Source organism: Bacillus sp. P4_E1, from assembly GCF_056401715.1.
This window is the reverse complement of sequence record NZ_JBFUIV010000015.1, coordinates 22,783-37,730: the sequence shown is the minus strand read 5'-3', so window position 1 is coordinate 37,730 and position 14,948 is coordinate 22,783. Positions and strand designations below refer to the sequence as shown.

Sequence of the window (14,948 nt, the reverse complement as noted above, 5' to 3'; positions counted from 1 at the left end):
GTAAAGTGATAACAAATGGGTGTTTTTACACTTGTGGTTATTAGTTTTTTCTAAAGCAAGATGATGAGTTTTTATTATTCAAGTCAGCGAAGACAATTTGATGTAGCGGTTATTAGAGGAAGTAGTAGCAAAAGGAGAGGCAATATGAAAAAAACAAAAATGAAATATAGCATATTTTTTAGTTTATTACTATTAACATCATGTGATATATCGGATGAAGAAATTGAACAAAAAGCACAAAATTATACAAAAGCGGAATATGGTATGTCTGTTAAATTAAACGGAGTTGAAACACTGGATAACGGAAAGGATTTCCTTGGTCCAAAGGGGCGAATAGCTTCTGTGCAGCAAGTCGATGAACCGCATTTGCAATTTCAACTTTATTTTGATGGACAAATCTCTCCAGAAGTAAATAATGACAATTATAAAATGAAAAAGAAAACATATGATTTACAAAAGAAATTTAATACATACTATGGAGAAAAAGAGAATAACACTATACTTACTTTTGATCAAATGCAGACTGGGGATAATGTTTCCGATAAGAATGCTGAGAAAGAAATAGCGAAGAAAAATTTACAGCAGTATTATACGGTAGTTTTTAGAAGTAATACTGTTTTAGATGTAAATAATCCTGTACATATGGAAACATTAGCGGAGGTTGCAAGAAGTATTCAGGAATTTAATAAAACGATTGAAAATAGTAAAAGTAGTGTAGAAGATATAACGATTCAGCTGCCAAATACTAATAAAGATGTATTACAAAATATTGCTGTAGATTATATAGTAACGGCTGAAGATGCGAAAAAGACCCTTGAGAAAAAGGTTGATTATATGAAAGTTTTACAGTCTACAAAGTGAAAAAAGCATTATCCGAAAAAATTGTCCTTCCTCAGGTGTGAAGGGCAAAAGTCTGACATCTTTACTTATTACAAAACATATAGTATGATGATTTCAATAAATTAGATTTCAATGAACATAAAATATAAATTAATGAGAGGTGCTTTTTGTGAGTGCGGTAGGTACTAAATAGGAAAAATTTAATGAAATAAATCGGATAAGACCAGGGGATTTTTATGTATATCATACCCCTAATTTTGTCATGCATTTATTTCGAAACCTATGAAGATACCTACAATACTTTATAAAGCGTGTAATAAGGGGATTGCCATCTGTTTTTATGGCTTATTTTCTCATATGTTATTACACATGCCTTGTAAATGTAAAAGCTGCGGTATCCCCGCAGCTTTTTTGTATATGTTTTTAATGTATAAAAATGATAATTGAATAATGTAGAACTCATTGGAATCTAATGAGTAGGTATCTTCATTGATGATAAAAACCAATCATAGTGAGGAGAAACAAAATGAATACGATGACTTTTGAAAAGTTACAATATAACGAATTAAAGGATATAGTGAAATCTTATTGTGTAAGTGGATTAGGTAAAGAACTATTAAATAAATTAGAGCCGAGTACGAGTATAAAAGTAGTGAGGAATCGCTTGAATGAAACGACAGAAGCACGAGCTATAGTAGATGCAGAAGGGCATGTGCCTTTCTTCGGAATTTCTAATATCGCTAGTACAATTCAAAAATTAGAAAAAGGGATGATTTTAGATCCAGCAGAGTTAGTAAGTGTTTCAGACTTTTTACGTGGCTGTAGAAAGATTAAAAATTTTATGTTAGATAAAGAATTTTTTGCGCCAGTATTAGCTTCTTATGCGAATTCAATGACTGAATATAAAAGTATTGAAGAGGAAATTAACTTTTCAATTAAAGGAAATAGCATTGATGCAGCTGCGAGTAAAGAGTTAAAACGAATTCGAAATAACATTGATTCTGTAGACGGAAAAATAAAAGAACGTTTAACGAAGTTTTTAAATAGTAGTGCAAATAAGAAATATATTCAGGAATTCTTTATTAGTAAGAAGGACGATAGGTATACGATTCCAATTAAATCTTCTTATAAAAATCAAGTTGCGGGAAGTATAGTTGAAGCTTCCGCTAAAGGTTCAACTGTATTTATAGAACCGCATACGGTTACAAAGTTAAATACGGAACTCGCAAGTTGGAAAGCAGAAGAAGCGATGGAAGAGTATCAAATTTTAGCGACTTTATCAGGAATGGTATTAGAAAATATTTATCATATAAAAATTAATATGGAACTAATTAGCCAATATGATATGGTATTTGCGAAAGCGAAGTTTAGTAAATCAATCGATGGAATAGAGCCGAAATTAAACGATCATGGCTACATTCATTTAATGAATTGTAAGCATCCGCTTTTAAGTGGAAAAGTAGTACCATTAAACTTTGAAATCGGTCAAGAATACCGTAGTTTAATTATTACTGGGCCGAATGCAGGCGGGAAAACAATTGTGCTAAAAACAATTGGATTGTTAACATTAGCGACAATGTCAGGCCTTCACATCGCTGGAGATAAAGAAACGGAAATTGCTATTTTCGAAAATGTATTTGTAGACATTGGTGATAACCAAAGTATCGAAAATGCACTAAGTACATTTTCATCTCATATGAAAAATCTTTCTGAGATTATGAGGATGTCAAATAATAATACGTTACTGTTATTTGACGAAATAGGAAGCGGTACAGAACCGAATGAAGGTGCGGCGCTTGCGATATCTATTTTAGAAGAATTTTATCTTGCGGGATGTATTACAATTGCGAGTACGCATTACGGTGAAATTAAACGCTTTTCAGAAATGCACGATGATTTTATGAACGCAGCAATGCAATTTAATAGTGAAACACTAGAGCCACTTTATAAATTAGTGATAGGTAAATCAGGTGAAAGTAATGCACTTTGGATTGCGAATAAAATGAATGTGAGAGAACATGTACTGCAAAGAGCGAAAGAGTATATGGGAAATAAAGAATACGCTATAGAAAAAGTGAATGAAAGTAAGATTAGAAAACCGAAAATGGTGCAAGAAAAAAGAGAAAATGACTATGAATATAAAATCGGCGACCGTGTGAATTTGTTAGATCATAACGATTTCGGGATTGTATATAAGGAAAAAGATAATTTCTATAATGTCGTTGTATATTATAACGGTGAATTCGTTGAAGTGAATGTGAAACGTATTACTTTAGAGGTAGCGGCGAAAGAATTATACCCAGAAGGATATGATTTAAATACACTATTTGTTGATTATAAAGAAAGAAAAATGCAACACGATATTGAGCGCGGATCGAAAAAAGCGCTTCGTAAAATTGAAAAAGAAATAAGAAAGAATAGAGGATAATATAGAATGGTAACGATTAGACAAGAACAAAAAAATGATTATAGAAAGACAGAAGAAGTTGTAAAAGAGGCATTTTTAAATGAAGAATTTAGTGATAAAAAGGAACATGAACTTGTAAAACGTATTAGAGAATGTGACGCGTTTATTCCTGAATTATCAATCGTTGCAGTAGATGAGGAAATAGTCGGGCATATTATGTTATCGAAAATTACAATAGAACAAGATGGGACTACTGTAGATTCATTAGCACTTGCACCAGTTTCAGTAGCTAGGGGCCATCAGAAGAAAGGAATTGGTGGAAAGCTTATTGGAGCTGCGTTAGAAAAAGCGAAAGAACTTGGATACGGGTCAGTTGTAGTATTAGGACATCCAGAGTACTATCCGAAATTCGGATTTAAAAAAGCAAGTGAGTGGAATATAAAAGCACCATTTGAAGTGCCTGAAGAAGTGTTTATGGTAATGGAATTAACAGAAAATGCTCTTGAAGGTGTAGAAGGGGTTGTACAGTATTCGAGTGCTTTTGCTGAGTAGGAGAATCGATTAAGAAATGTAATCATAAAAGATGCTATCTTTTTGTAGGGATATACAGAAAGATAGCTTTTTTTATTAAGCAGATCTACTTACGTATATTTTGCTCAATGAATAATTGAGATGGTAAAATTGATATAGAAATGTAAAGGGAGAGAATAGAATGAAGAAGCGAGAAACAGATAGCAATGAGAATGTAGTTACGTTATATGTTACAAGACACGGTAAAACAATATTAAATGCGAATCATCGCGCGCAAGGTTGGGCAGACTCTCCGTTAGTAGAAAAAGGTGTGGAAGTTGCCTCTAATTTAGGAACGGGATTAAAAGATGTTCATTTTGCGAATGCGTATAGTAGTGATAGCGGCCGAGCGATTGAAACTGCTAATTTAGTATTAAAATATAGTGAGCAATCAAAATTGAAACTTGAGAAAAGAAAAGATTTACGAGAATTAAATTTTGGTGTTTTTGAAGGTGAAAAACTTGAAAATATGTGGGATGTGGTTGGAAAAGCTGCGGGCGTTGCATCTCCAGAAGAACTCATGAAGTTTTCTATTCAAGAAGTGATTAATCTTATTAGAGCAGCAGACCCTACGAAACAGGCGGAAGATTGGGAATTATTTTCTACTCGCATAAAAACAGAGATTGATAAAATTAGTGAAGAAGCTGCTAAAAATGGAGGTGGCAACGTTCTAGTTGTCGTTCATGGGCTTTTGATTACTGCCTTAATAGAAATGTTAGACAGTAGTAAAACAAAACTTGGAGTGGAAAATGCTAGTGTGACGAAGATTGTATATCAAGATGGAACATACACAGTCGAGTCTGTTGGAGATATGAGTTATGTTGCAAAAGGGAAAGAAAGTGTGGAAATATAATTATATCTCAAATAGAAATAAGAAAGGGAAGCTAGAAAATCTAGCTTCCCTTTCTTATTTTGTAAATTATGGGGTTAATAAAATCTTCCCAGTACTTTTTCGGCTCTCTAATAATTCATGTGCAAGAGCACCATCTTGTAAAGAGAATGTAGTAGGACTTGCAATGTTTAGTTTTCCAGTTGTAATCCATTCGAATAATTGAGAGGAACGCTCTTTTCGCTCTTCGTGAGTCGTAAGCACATTCCAGAGATCTCCGCCGGTTAAAGTCTTTGAAGTATCCATAAGCATACGTGGATCTACAGGCGTTGGATTACCGCCAGCCATTCCGTAAAATACGACAGTACCACCAACTTTAGTCGCTTTAAAGCTTTCTTCTAATGTAGAACCTACGGATTCATACACAACATTTACTCCGGCACCATTAGTTAATTCAAGTACTTTCGTATGCCATGCTTCAGTATATAAAAATACGTGATCAGCACCAGCTAACGTAGCTACTTGTGCTTTTTCTTTTGATGATGTAAGACCGATTACTTTTCCGCCCTGTAGTTTAATCATTTGGATGAGAAGCTGACCAACACCACCAGCTGCGGCATGTACTAAAGCTATATCACCCTGTTTTATTTGATAGCTATCTTTCGTTAAATAATGTGCTGTTAATCCTTGTAATAAGACAGAAGCGGCTGTTTCAAAAGAAATAGAGTCTGGAAGTGTAATTGCTTTTTCAGATGGAACGGCAACTAATTCTGCATTTGAGAATGGAACGTCAGCAAATGCAATGTGGTCCCCGGGATTGATAGTAGTAACGTTAGCTCCTACTTTTTCAACAATACCAGCGCCTTCATAGCCTAATATATAAGGCGGGTTACCAGCGAGATGATAATCGCCGCGGCGTCTATAAATATCAGCGAAATTTAAACCGATTGCTTGCATGCGAACAAGAATTTCATTTGGATGTATGATTGGATCAGGTATTTCTTTATATTGTAGTACATCAGCGTCTCCGAATGCTTCGAAACAAAGTGCTTTCATATGGAATACCTCCATTTATATTGTTTGTCGATGTTCTTTATCATACAATACAAATATCAATAGGCAAAGAGGATTATTTCGATAAAATCAATCGGAAATATCGATTGAAAAGAGGGATGATAAATGGAGATAAAACAATTAATTACATTTAAAATAGCTGCAGAGACTTTGAACTTTACACAAACTGCGAAGAAATTAAACTTTGCACAATCGAGCGTAACGGCGCAAATTAAAACGTTAGAGGCTGAGCTCGGTACGCCATTATTTGAAAGATTAGGAAAACGTCTTTTCTTAACTGAAGCAGGCAGGAAGTTTCAACTATATGCTGATAAGATGATTGCACTCAGTAACGAAGCGAAAATGGCTGTGAAAGATGATGAGGAAATAGCGGGTACGTTAATAATCGGTGCACAAGAAAGTCAATGTACATATAGGCTTCCATCTATATTAAAGAAATTTAAAGCACAATTTCCCCAAATAAAGCTTATATTTAAACCTGCACATTCCAATAAAGATGCGAAGGAACAATTGATGGAGGGGAAAGTAGATCTTGTATTTATTTTGGACGAATGTAAAACAGAGGATGTTTTACATGTGGAGCCACTTATGAAAGAAGAATTAAAAGTAGTAGCTGCTCCTACGCATCGTTTACTTGAACAACCTTCCGTTTCTACAAAAGATTTAGAAAGCGAAACACTTTTACTAACAGAACTAGGTTGCTCGTATCGGACTTTATTTGAAGAGTTATTCCGTGCGGAAGATGTATACCCAGCAAATAAGATTGAATTTGTTAGTGTCGAGGCAATTAAACAATGCGTTATTGCAGATTTAGGTATAGCAGTTTTGCCAGCAATAGTAGTAGAAAAAGATATACGAGAGGGAACGATAAAGGAATTAGTCTTAAAGAATACAATCACTCCGATCTATACGCAAATTGCTTGGCATAAAGATAAATGGATGACAGCGCCACTGCAGCAATTTATTGAGGTGACGAGGGAGTCTTTTAATTAACGGGTGTTATAAGTGAGGAATTAATATAATAAACGATTAACTTATTTACGGAAAGAAAGAGCATGTTTTGAAATAGATTAATCAAAACGTGCTCTTTCTTTTTGTGTTTATCCCGCTATTTGTGGGCAGTAAGACTCCCACCTTAAAATTTGGCTGGAGCAAAGAAGTTAGGTGGGAGATCAACTGCCCGTAAACGCCCGATTGGTGAAGGCTAATAATCAGTGGAGGACGAACAAAGCCCCCACTGATTATTAGCCTTCACTTTATTAAGTTCAGTTGCAGTAATTAATTAACTAAGGTCTGTGTCAGGAGGAGTGTATCCGAGGTGACGAGCCATTGATACAATTTGACCTTTATGATGAAATTCATGTGTTTCCGCATGAGTTAAAAGCCATAACGGAGTTGTGCTCCAAGGTTCTTTTTGCCATTTTACTTCATTTGCTATATTTTCGAGCCAACGGTCATTGTATTCATCTAAAAAACGCATTACAACCTCATCGACTAACTTAAATCTAGCACGAACTTTCTCGACATCTGCATGCTCAATTTCATAATCACTAGCGAATGAAAAATCTGCTCGTTTTTGCTTGAATGCGAATGATCCAAGCCAGTATCGGTAGCAATCGGCTACATGAATATGGGTTTTTAAAATGCTGCCACTTCCGAAATTAGGAACTGTACTGTGCAATTTTTCTCGTGGAATTTCTTCCAAAAATGTAAATAGATTTTCTCTTGTAGAACGAATAAGATTATATTGTTGTTTTAAAACATGTAACATGTAATTACACTCCTCTTTTGTTTACTGTAATATTTGTGCAGTAAGTATTTCTATATTTATGAGGAGTGGTCCTTTTTTATTGTTTTCAGTAAGCATATTAGATGTATTTTTTAATTGTTTCTGATAGATTAAACAAGGTGAAACTTTAATAAGTTTAACATCCTTAGTTCATAATAAATTGTACATAAAAAAGGAGACGATAAAATGAATAGAATAATTGGTTTAAAACAATTTGAAATAACGCGTGGGGCATTACTTCAATTTATGGAAACGTTAGATGATAAAACTGTGGATACGCAGCCAGAGGGTTTTAACAATACAATTCGCTGGCATATCGGTCACGTGTTAACGGCAGCAGAAGTTTTCATGTTTGGAAAAGAATTTAAACAATTACCAACTGAATATCCAGGTATGTTTGGATATGGTTCAAGACCATCTAAATGGAAAACAGAAGGGCCATCATTAGAAGTGTTAACGGTTCAATTAAAAGAACAAGCGAAGCGCATTCAAGAAATTCCAGCAGAAGCATTTGAAAATAAACTTCCAGAGCCATTCCTAGGATTGGAAACAGTAGGAGAGCTATACGGTATGATGCTTTATCATGAAGCAGACCATATTGGGCAAATGAAGGCGATGGAACGTATTATTAAGGCTCTTTAGTTTTGGGTAAAGTTAAATAATATATAGACAAAAAAGGGTAGATAATTTATTATCTATCCTTTTTTGTTGTTGAACTTCTTGAAGGATTAAGGATTATGAACGCTAATCATCGTGATGCTGATGAAGAAGGAAAGAAAACCAACCAACCAATTAGGATAAAGAAACATCCTAAATTTTATGGTAGTTATTATTTTTTTTGTATTACTTAATAGAAAAATATTGAAAATAATACAGAAGAAAGTATAAGGTTGCAAAATCTGTATGAAATAGGGTATTCCTAAATATGGAATATACGTATAATAAAAGAGAGGAACTAGAAAATGGGGGAATACTATGATTACATTGGAACAAAAGTTGGAGCAATACACACATACATATGCACAGTTAAAGGGAGAACTAAAATGGAAAACGAGTGATTCTCGAACAGGTATGATGATTGCTGCTATGTATGCAGGTAGTGATAAACTGTTTGATCTCGGACGTTTTTTAGAAATTAGTAGTTATATTAAGAATCAGGTAGGGATGTTTTCATACTTAAAGTCTTATCATCGCTTTGTGGTGTCCGCAACATTAGATATTCACTTTACAGATTACAAGGAAGCTTTTCAGAGGTTTTTAGATTTATATGAACAATTGGTCGCTGGTGGCTTTAGCCGGAGTATATTTACTTATCTCGCAGCAGCTGTGCTTTTAACAGAAGAAAATGAACAGCATGGCACGCACATTCAGCGTTCGATGCAAGTATATAAACGGATGAAAGAGGATCATCTTTTTCTTACAGGTACAAATGATTATCCACTCGCGGTTTTACTAGCAGGACAATCAGAGAATGTAGAAACACTTATGGACCGAGTAGAACGTCTTTATCAGAAACTAGCGAAAGCTGGTTTGCGTAAAGGGAATGATCTTCAGTTTTTAAGTCATATCCTCTCACTAAAGAAGGATGTCCGTGAAGAAATGTTAGTTGCAAAATGCACAAACATATGGAAGTTGTTAAAACAAGAAAAGGTAAAAGTGAAACAGATGCATTATCCAGCTATCGGGCTACTAGCGTTACTTGAGGATGGAGAAAAAGAGATTCATTCTATTAAAGCGTTGATTGAAAAATTGCAGGGGGAGAAATTATTCCGTTGGCATACAGATACGAATATTCTTATTGCTATTCAACTGTTTGTAAGTCAGAAAGGTGAGGAGAGTAAAGCTACCAACACAGGTTTACAAACTATGATAGAAGTCCTAATACAAGCACAACAGGCAGCTATGATGGCAACGATTGCCGCTTCATCTGCAGCAACCTCTTCTGCTAGTACTAGTTCATAATGTGCAACTGCTTATGCGCTTGTAAATTATGATGAACCTATAACCTCTTTGATGAGAACGGTTTAAAAAATATTAATAAAAAAGGCCCATCACTCTCTAATGAGTGATGGGCTAACTGTTTTTACAGAGTGGATTTTTTATTGGGTAAGGAAGATAAGTTGTTATTTTAATGTTTTTACATAATTAGCATTATCTTTTCGATTCCTTCAAATGTTTGAGTTGTGTAACAATCATAATGCTAATAACAACGAGTAAAAACCATGAGCTAATTTTGCTTAAGTGAACGAGGCTCCATGTTTCCCGTTGATTTGGATATTGCCATGCTCCGAAGAAGGTAGCGATGTTTTCTGCAATCCAAATAAAGAATCCGATAAGGAAAAATGAGAGTACGAGCGGCATTTTATATGTAACGCCTCGTAATGAAAATTCCACAAATGTGCGAAAGAAAACAATGAATAAAATTAAAGTTAATACCCATCTAAAGTCATATAGAAAATGATGTGTAAAAAAATTAAAGTAAATCATTGCTCCTAGAGGTATTGCAAAAATAGCTTTCGGCCAATGATGCATTTGTAAATGCAATCTTCTCCACGCTTGGCATATGTAACTTGCGACACTCGCATACATAAAACCGCTGTAAAGCGGAACTCCGAAAACTTTTGAATACGCCTCTTCAGGATAACTCCATGAACCGAAATGTACTTTATATATTTCTAGTAAAAGGCCGATGAGGTGGAAGACAGTAATTACTTTTAGTTCATCTTTTGTTTCAAGACCTGTTTTGTACATAATCCACTGCATAAGAAGACATACGATGAGTATGAAATCATATCGGTACAGCCCTGGAATCGATATGATTTTTGAAAGAGCAAGTGTTAAAAAAATAACGACAGGGAACAAACAGGATAATGCTTGTTCATAAGTAAAATAGAGTAGTTGTTTTACATAAAACATGTTTTCACCTTCAGGATTATTATTTGAAAAATCAAAATAATAACTTAGTATACTACAAATTTGAAAATAAAACAGTACATCATTTTGCATGTATTTGGAAGTTTTAGAAGGGAATTGTAATAAGTATTTTGATAGTTTAACAAAGTAAAAAAATAGTTTGCTATTTAAAAAAAGTGGGGATATAATATCTAAATGAAAATGATAATTATTATCAATAATGATTATAAATAAAAAATAATTATAAAAAAGAACTGAATATAAAGGATGAAATGAAACATGTTACATAAGTCTACTGTACATGCTGGCAATAATCGCTGGATACATATTAAGTTCATATGTTTCATGAGCTTAACAATTATATGTTTAATTGGAGCTATATTTTTAGCCGTTGCATTTGGTGCAAAGGATATCCATTTGCAAACTGTGTGGGCAGCGGTTTTTGATTATAATCCGAAATTAACACAGCATCAAATTATTTATGAATTAAGGCTCCCAAGGGTAATTGGCGCAGCAGTTGTAGGAGCTGCTTTTGCAGTCGCTGGAGCTGTTATGCAAGGGGTAACACGAAATCCTTTAGCTGATGCAGGTGTACTTGGAATAAATGCAGGTGCGATGTTTGTAGTAGCACTTAGCTTTGCTTTTTTCCCGCATATGCCGTATTCCTATTTAATGATTGTCTCCTTTATTGGAGCAGTTTTAAGTACAGTACTCATTTTTATTATTGGATCAGCAACATCAGGCGGGCTAACGCCGATGAGGTTAACGATTGCAGGGGCAGTTATGGCCGCGCTTTTACATTCGTTAAGTTCAGGTGTCGCGATTTATTATGACTTAAGCCAAGATTTAGCGTTTTGGTATGCTGGTGGTGTTGCGGGAGTTAAGTGGGAACACTTGAAATTTTTAGTGCCTATTATTCTCATAACAATTGTTTTTGCGACAGCGCTAGGGCGATCTATTTCACTCATATCCATGGGGGATGATGTCGCTACAAATTTAGGTGTAAAAACGAACCGAACGAGAATACTCGGGATGATTATGGTAGTGATTCTAGCAGGTGTTTCTGTTTCAGCTGTTGGTTCCATTGGATTTGTAGGATTGGTCATCCCGCACATTGCTAGAAAATTAGTAGGTGTTAATTATCAACTTATTATTCCTATGTCAGCATTATTAGGAGCTATTTTATTAGTTTTAGCTGATTTAGGAGCAAGAACAGTAAATCCTCCTAAAGAACTTGCGATAGGAATTATGGTAGCTCTTGTTGGAGTTCCGTTCTTCCTCTATATAGCACGTAAAGTTGGGAGTGAGCTATAAGTGAAGAATCTTTTTAGCACGGATAAAAAGAAAGCTATTACTGTAACTACAATTTTCGGATGTATAAGTATTGCTATAGTTTTGATTAGCTTAAATACGGGAACGCTGAGCATCGCACCGCTCAAAGTAATTCAAACGCTTTTTGGCTATGGTGATTTTGAGAGTGCAACCGTGCTATACGATTATCGTATGCCAAGAATTATAATCACAATGTTAGCTGGTATTGGCCTTGGAGTTTCCGGTGCGATTTTGCAAGGATTATCTCGGAATGCTCTCGCAGATCCTAGTATTCTCGGATTACACTCGGGTGCATCTTTCGGGCTTATTGTATTTGTTACTTTCTTTCATTCTATTAACGAGAGTGCATCGATTTTAATACCGTTATTTACATTTGGCGGAGGAGTGCTAGCTGCATTTCTTATTGTTTTGCTTGCGAGTGATCGGTCAAAAGGTTTACTTCCCATTAGACTTATTCTTGTTGGTATTGCAGTTTCAGCTGGTTTTAGTGCACTTTCGTTATTTTTCTCGCTCAAGTTAAATGATGAGACGTATACATTCGCTTCTAGGTGGTTAGTTGGTAACGTGTGGGGAAGAGATTGGATTCATGTCCTAGCATTATTACCTTGGATTTTGATACTAACTCCGTACGCATGGCTGAAATCCAAAACGTTAAATGCACTGTCACTAGGTGATAGTGTAGCAGCAGGACTTGGTGTATCTGTTCAAAAAGAACGGTTACTGCTTTTAGCTACAGCGGTAGGATTGTCTTGTGCAAGTGTATCAATGGCAGGGGGAATTGGCTTTATCGGCTTAGTTTCTCCGCATATCGCAAGAAAGTTAGTAGGTAGTACATATCAACATTTTCTTCCGTTAGCTGGCATAATTGGAATGATTATTTTAGTACTCGCGGATACGATAGGACGATCTTTATTTGAGCCAAACTCTATTCCAGCTGGTGTAGTAGTAGCGGCTTTAGGTGCGCCATATTTTCTTTATTTACTTACAAAAACAAAATAAATACTTCAAAGAGGAGAACATATGAAAAAGAAACTTACTATTTTATTTAGCATTATGTTTATTTTAGTATTATCAGCATGTGGTCAAACGAAATCTAGTGAAGAGGCAACTAAAAAAACTGAAAAAAGTAATGATCCAAAAATTGCTTCTATGTCTATTCATTTAACGAATAACTTACTTGCATTAGGAATTACACCGGTAGGTTCTGTAATTGGTGGAGATTTAAAAGATTTCTTACCTCACGTGAAAGAACAGTTGAAAGATACGAAGAAACTTGGCGTTGTAACAGATCCGAATATGGAAGCGTTACTTCAATTAAAGCCATCTGAAATTTATGTTGATGAAAAATATGCTGGTAAAGATTTAGCGAAATACGAAAAAATTGCAAAAACACATACTTTTAATTTAGATGAAGGTACGTGGAGAGATCATTTAAAAGAAGTAGGTAAACTTGTAAACCGTGAGAAAGAAGCAGATAAATATATTCAAGACTATGAAGAACAATCAAAACGAGTAAAAAGTTTAATAGATAAAGAGTTAGGTAATAACGAAAAAGTAATGGCAATTCGCGTTACTGCAAAAGAATTACGTGTATTTAGTACGAAAAGACCGATGGGACCAATTCTATTCCAAGACTTAGGATTACAACCTGCAAATGGTGTAGAGAAAATTGATGGAAACCGTCCTTTCGAAGTAATTTCACAAGAAGTATTACCTGACTTTGATGCGGATGCTATTTTTGTTGTCGTAAACAGAGACGATAAAGCGAAAGCAGCATTTAAACAACTGCAAGAAACACCAATTTGGAAAGACTTAAAAGCTGTTAAAGGTAAGCACGTATACATTATTAATGATCAACCATGGCTTGACTATTCTGCTTTAGGTAACAAAATGGCAATGGATGAAGCAGAGAAAATGTTTACGAAATAATACAGTTTTGCTATTAGGAAAGGCCCTCTAAATTTGGAGGGTCTTTTTATCGTTGTTATTGTTAGAATAAATGAAAAATTATACAATGAAGTTAATTCAATGCAAGGGAGATGTGCCAATGTCAGCGCTTATTGTAAGTATCCCGTTAAAAAAACAGTTTATGGAACAAGGGGATAAATAGGCTAGAATAATTGTCCCCGCTATTTTAAAAAAAGGGGAGTTTTAGATGACAATGAATCTTTTTCAAAATAAAACTATTAAATTATCAGCTATTAGAGCGACAGATGCTGAAGTAATGGCTGTGTGGCAAGAAGATAGTGAATATTTAAGAAATGTAGATACAGACTTAGCATTCCCGCAATCGTTACATGAAATAGCGAGTGATGGGCTATTAAAGGGACGGAGATCGAATAGTATTTCTTTCATGTTAAGAACAGTTCAAGATGATCGTTTAATTGGTTTTGTTGCAATTCACGGCATAGAGTGGAATAACAGAACAGGTCTATTAGCAATTGGTATAGGAGAGGCAAATGATAGAGGGAAGGGATATGGGAAAGAAGCGATACATATTATTCTAAAGTATGCGTTCTATGAAATGAATTTACACCGCGTCGGTCTCGATGTTATTTCTTATAATAAAGCAGCCATTGCGTTGTATAAAAAGATGGGTTTTCAGATGGAAGGGTGTATGAGAGAAGCAGTTCAGCGAGACGGAAAGTGTTTTGATCGTATGATTATGGGGATATTGCGGGATGAATGGATAGAGCTGCAGAACTAGCAAAAACATACAGAATAATTGTGTAGTGTAGAGTGAAAAGTTGTAATATTTGGGTAATGATGAGCGGAGGAGTGTACTAATGGAAGGTTTATCTTCATTAAGAGAGTGTTTATATCAGCTAGAGGAACGATTACTTAAACCAGGGGTTCGCACATCTCAAAAGGAGCTTAAAAAGATACTTGCCGCTGATTTTTTTGAGTTTGGGAGTTCTGGTAAAGTTTTATATAAAAATGAGGATATCGATAAAAGTGGAATTGGTGTGGTAAAAATGACTTTGAGTGATTTCGAAGTACATCCATTATCCAAAGATGTAGCATTAACTACTTATCGAATATTCAATGAAATAAATAATCAACACTCGTTACGTAGTTCGATATGGAAATTTAGAGAAGGAAGATGGCAAATGTATTTTCATCAAGGTACACCTGCTAAATTTTAGTGAAGCTTTTTGTATGAAAAAGAAACTATAAAGAATAGAATTGTTGAA

The 14,948-nt window shown here is 34.8% G+C and carries 14 protein-coding genes and 1 pseudogene; 12 read left to right on the top strand and 3 right to left on the bottom strand.

From position 1 onward, the window contains the following. Positions 1-144 precede the first annotated feature (144 nt). The 4 genes from AC1DS7_RS20075 to AC1DS7_RS20060 all read left to right on the top strand — a co-directional run bounded on the left by AC1DS7_RS20075 (position 145) and on the right by AC1DS7_RS20060 (position 4,670). A complete protein-coding gene (locus AC1DS7_RS20075; RefSeq protein ID WP_002033442.1) occupies positions 145-861 on the top strand; it encodes a hypothetical protein in 717 nt (238 codons plus the stop codon). 505 nt (positions 862-1,366) lie between these two features. After that, complete coding sequence (locus tag AC1DS7_RS20070) at positions 1,367-3,268, top strand: endonuclease MutS2 (RefSeq protein ID WP_002033444.1); 1,902 nt, start codon at positions 1,367-1,369, stop codon at positions 3,266-3,268. A 6-nt stretch (positions 3,269-3,274) separates the two neighbouring features. Beyond that, positions 3,275-3,799 (top strand): GNAT family N-acetyltransferase, encoded by a 525-nt coding sequence (locus AC1DS7_RS20065; RefSeq protein ID WP_016100904.1) that lies wholly within the window; start codon positions 3,275-3,277, stop codon positions 3,797-3,799. A gap of 160 nt (positions 3,800-3,959) precedes the next feature. Then, on the top strand, positions 3,960-4,670 hold the full coding sequence (locus AC1DS7_RS20060; RefSeq protein WP_016100905.1) for a histidine phosphatase family protein: 711 nt from the start codon (positions 3,960-3,962) through the stop codon (positions 4,668-4,670). A gap of 66 nt (positions 4,671-4,736) precedes the next feature. On the opposite strand, the gene AC1DS7_RS20055 is transcribed toward AC1DS7_RS20060, so the two are convergent. Further along, on the bottom strand, positions 4,737-5,702 hold the full coding sequence (locus AC1DS7_RS20055; RefSeq protein ID WP_078205241.1) for a quinone oxidoreductase family protein: 966 nt from the start codon (positions 5,700-5,702) through the stop codon (positions 4,737-4,739). Between the two features lie 123 nt (positions 5,703-5,825). Between AC1DS7_RS20055 and AC1DS7_RS20050 the strand changes: the two genes are divergently transcribed. Next, positions 5,826-6,713, top strand: a complete 888-nt coding sequence (locus tag AC1DS7_RS20050; RefSeq protein ID WP_002033449.1) for a LysR family transcriptional regulator — start codon at positions 5,826-5,828, stop codon at positions 6,711-6,713. A gap of 289 nt (positions 6,714-7,002) precedes the next feature. Here the strand turns inward: AC1DS7_RS20050 and AC1DS7_RS20045 are convergent, their stop codons facing one another. Then, a complete protein-coding gene (locus tag AC1DS7_RS20045) occupies positions 7,003-7,491 on the bottom strand; it encodes a DinB family protein (RefSeq protein ID WP_016100907.1) in 489 nt (162 codons plus the stop codon). Positions 7,492-7,695: 204 nt separating this feature from the next. On the opposite strand from AC1DS7_RS20045, the gene AC1DS7_RS20040 reads away from it, so the two are divergent. Next, positions 7,696-8,151 (top strand): DinB family protein, encoded by a 456-nt coding sequence (locus tag AC1DS7_RS20040; RefSeq protein WP_016100908.1) that lies wholly within the window; start codon positions 7,696-7,698, stop codon positions 8,149-8,151. A gap of 283 nt (positions 8,152-8,434) precedes the next feature. Then, positions 8,435-9,471, top strand: a pseudogene (locus tag AC1DS7_RS20035) (DUF4003 domain-containing protein). A 189-nt stretch (positions 9,472-9,660) separates the two neighbouring features. Here AC1DS7_RS20035 and AC1DS7_RS20030 read toward each other — a convergent pair. Next, complete coding sequence (locus AC1DS7_RS20030; protein ID WP_016100910.1) at positions 9,661-10,425, bottom strand: DUF817 domain-containing protein; 765 nt, start codon at positions 10,423-10,425, stop codon at positions 9,661-9,663. Positions 10,426-10,701: 276 nt separating this feature from the next. Here AC1DS7_RS20030 and AC1DS7_RS20025 point away from each other — a divergent pair, with 276 nt between their 5' ends. From AC1DS7_RS20025 to AC1DS7_RS20005, 5 genes are all read left to right on the top strand, one after another. Continuing rightward, a complete protein-coding gene (locus tag AC1DS7_RS20025) occupies positions 10,702-11,736 on the top strand; it encodes a FecCD family ABC transporter permease (RefSeq protein WP_002142603.1) in 1,035 nt (344 codons plus the stop codon). Beyond that, positions 11,737-12,753, top strand: coding sequence for a FecCD family ABC transporter permease (locus AC1DS7_RS20020; protein WP_016100912.1), 1,017 nt, complete (start codon positions 11,737-11,739; stop codon positions 12,751-12,753). Between the two features lie 21 nt (positions 12,754-12,774). Beyond that, on the top strand, positions 12,775-13,683 hold the full coding sequence (locus AC1DS7_RS20015) for an iron-hydroxamate ABC transporter substrate-binding protein (RefSeq protein WP_002014213.1): 909 nt from the start codon (positions 12,775-12,777) through the stop codon (positions 13,681-13,683). Positions 13,684-13,909: 226 nt separating this feature from the next. After that, positions 13,910-14,461, top strand: a complete 552-nt coding sequence (locus AC1DS7_RS20010; protein WP_002142599.1) for a GNAT family N-acetyltransferase — start codon at positions 13,910-13,912, stop codon at positions 14,459-14,461. A gap of 79 nt (positions 14,462-14,540) precedes the next feature. After that, positions 14,541-14,900, top strand: coding sequence for a nuclear transport factor 2 family protein (locus AC1DS7_RS20005; protein ID WP_002033457.1), 360 nt, complete (start codon positions 14,541-14,543; stop codon positions 14,898-14,900). Positions 14,901-14,948 lie beyond the last annotated feature (48 nt).

What these genes read in the sequence shown, in the direction of transcription:
- AC1DS7_RS20015 (WP_002014213.1), top strand. Translation starts at nt 12,775, where the DNA reads ATGAAAAAGAAACTTACTATTTTATTTAGCATTATGTTTATTTTAGTA.
- AC1DS7_RS20025 (WP_002142603.1), top strand. Translation starts at nt 10,702, where the DNA reads ATGTTACATAAGTCTACTGTACATGCTGGCAATAATCGCTGGATACAT.
- AC1DS7_RS20060 (WP_016100905.1), top strand. Translation starts at nt 3,960, where the DNA reads ATGAAGAAGCGAGAAACAGATAGCAATGAGAATGTAGTTACGTTATAT.
- AC1DS7_RS20005 (WP_002033457.1), top strand. Translation starts at nt 14,541, where the DNA reads ATGGAAGGTTTATCTTCATTAAGAGAGTGTTTATATCAGCTAGAGGAA.
- AC1DS7_RS20075 (WP_002033442.1), top strand. Translation starts at nt 145, where the DNA reads ATGAAAAAAACAAAAATGAAATATAGCATATTTTTTAGTTTATTACTA.
- AC1DS7_RS20065 (WP_016100904.1), top strand. Translation starts at nt 3,275, where the DNA reads ATGGTAACGATTAGACAAGAACAAAAAAATGATTATAGAAAGACAGAA.
- AC1DS7_RS20050 (WP_002033449.1), top strand. Translation starts at nt 5,826, where the DNA reads ATGGAGATAAAACAATTAATTACATTTAAAATAGCTGCAGAGACTTTG.
- AC1DS7_RS20010 (WP_002142599.1), top strand. Translation starts at nt 13,910, where the DNA reads ATGACAATGAATCTTTTTCAAAATAAAACTATTAAATTATCAGCTATT.
- AC1DS7_RS20045 (WP_016100907.1), bottom strand. Translation starts at nt 7,491, where the DNA reads ATGTTACATGTTTTAAAACAACAATATAATCTTATTCGTTCTACAAGA.
- AC1DS7_RS20030 (WP_016100910.1), bottom strand. Translation starts at nt 10,425, where the DNA reads ATGTTTTATGTAAAACAACTACTCTATTTTACTTATGAACAAGCATTA.
- AC1DS7_RS20040 (WP_016100908.1), top strand. Translation starts at nt 7,696, where the DNA reads ATGAATAGAATAATTGGTTTAAAACAATTTGAAATAACGCGTGGGGCA.
- AC1DS7_RS20070 (WP_002033444.1), top strand. Translation starts at nt 1,367, where the DNA reads ATGAATACGATGACTTTTGAAAAGTTACAATATAACGAATTAAAGGAT.
- AC1DS7_RS20055 (WP_078205241.1), bottom strand. Translation starts at nt 5,702, where the DNA reads ATGAAAGCACTTTGTTTCGAAGCATTCGGAGACGCTGATGTACTACAA.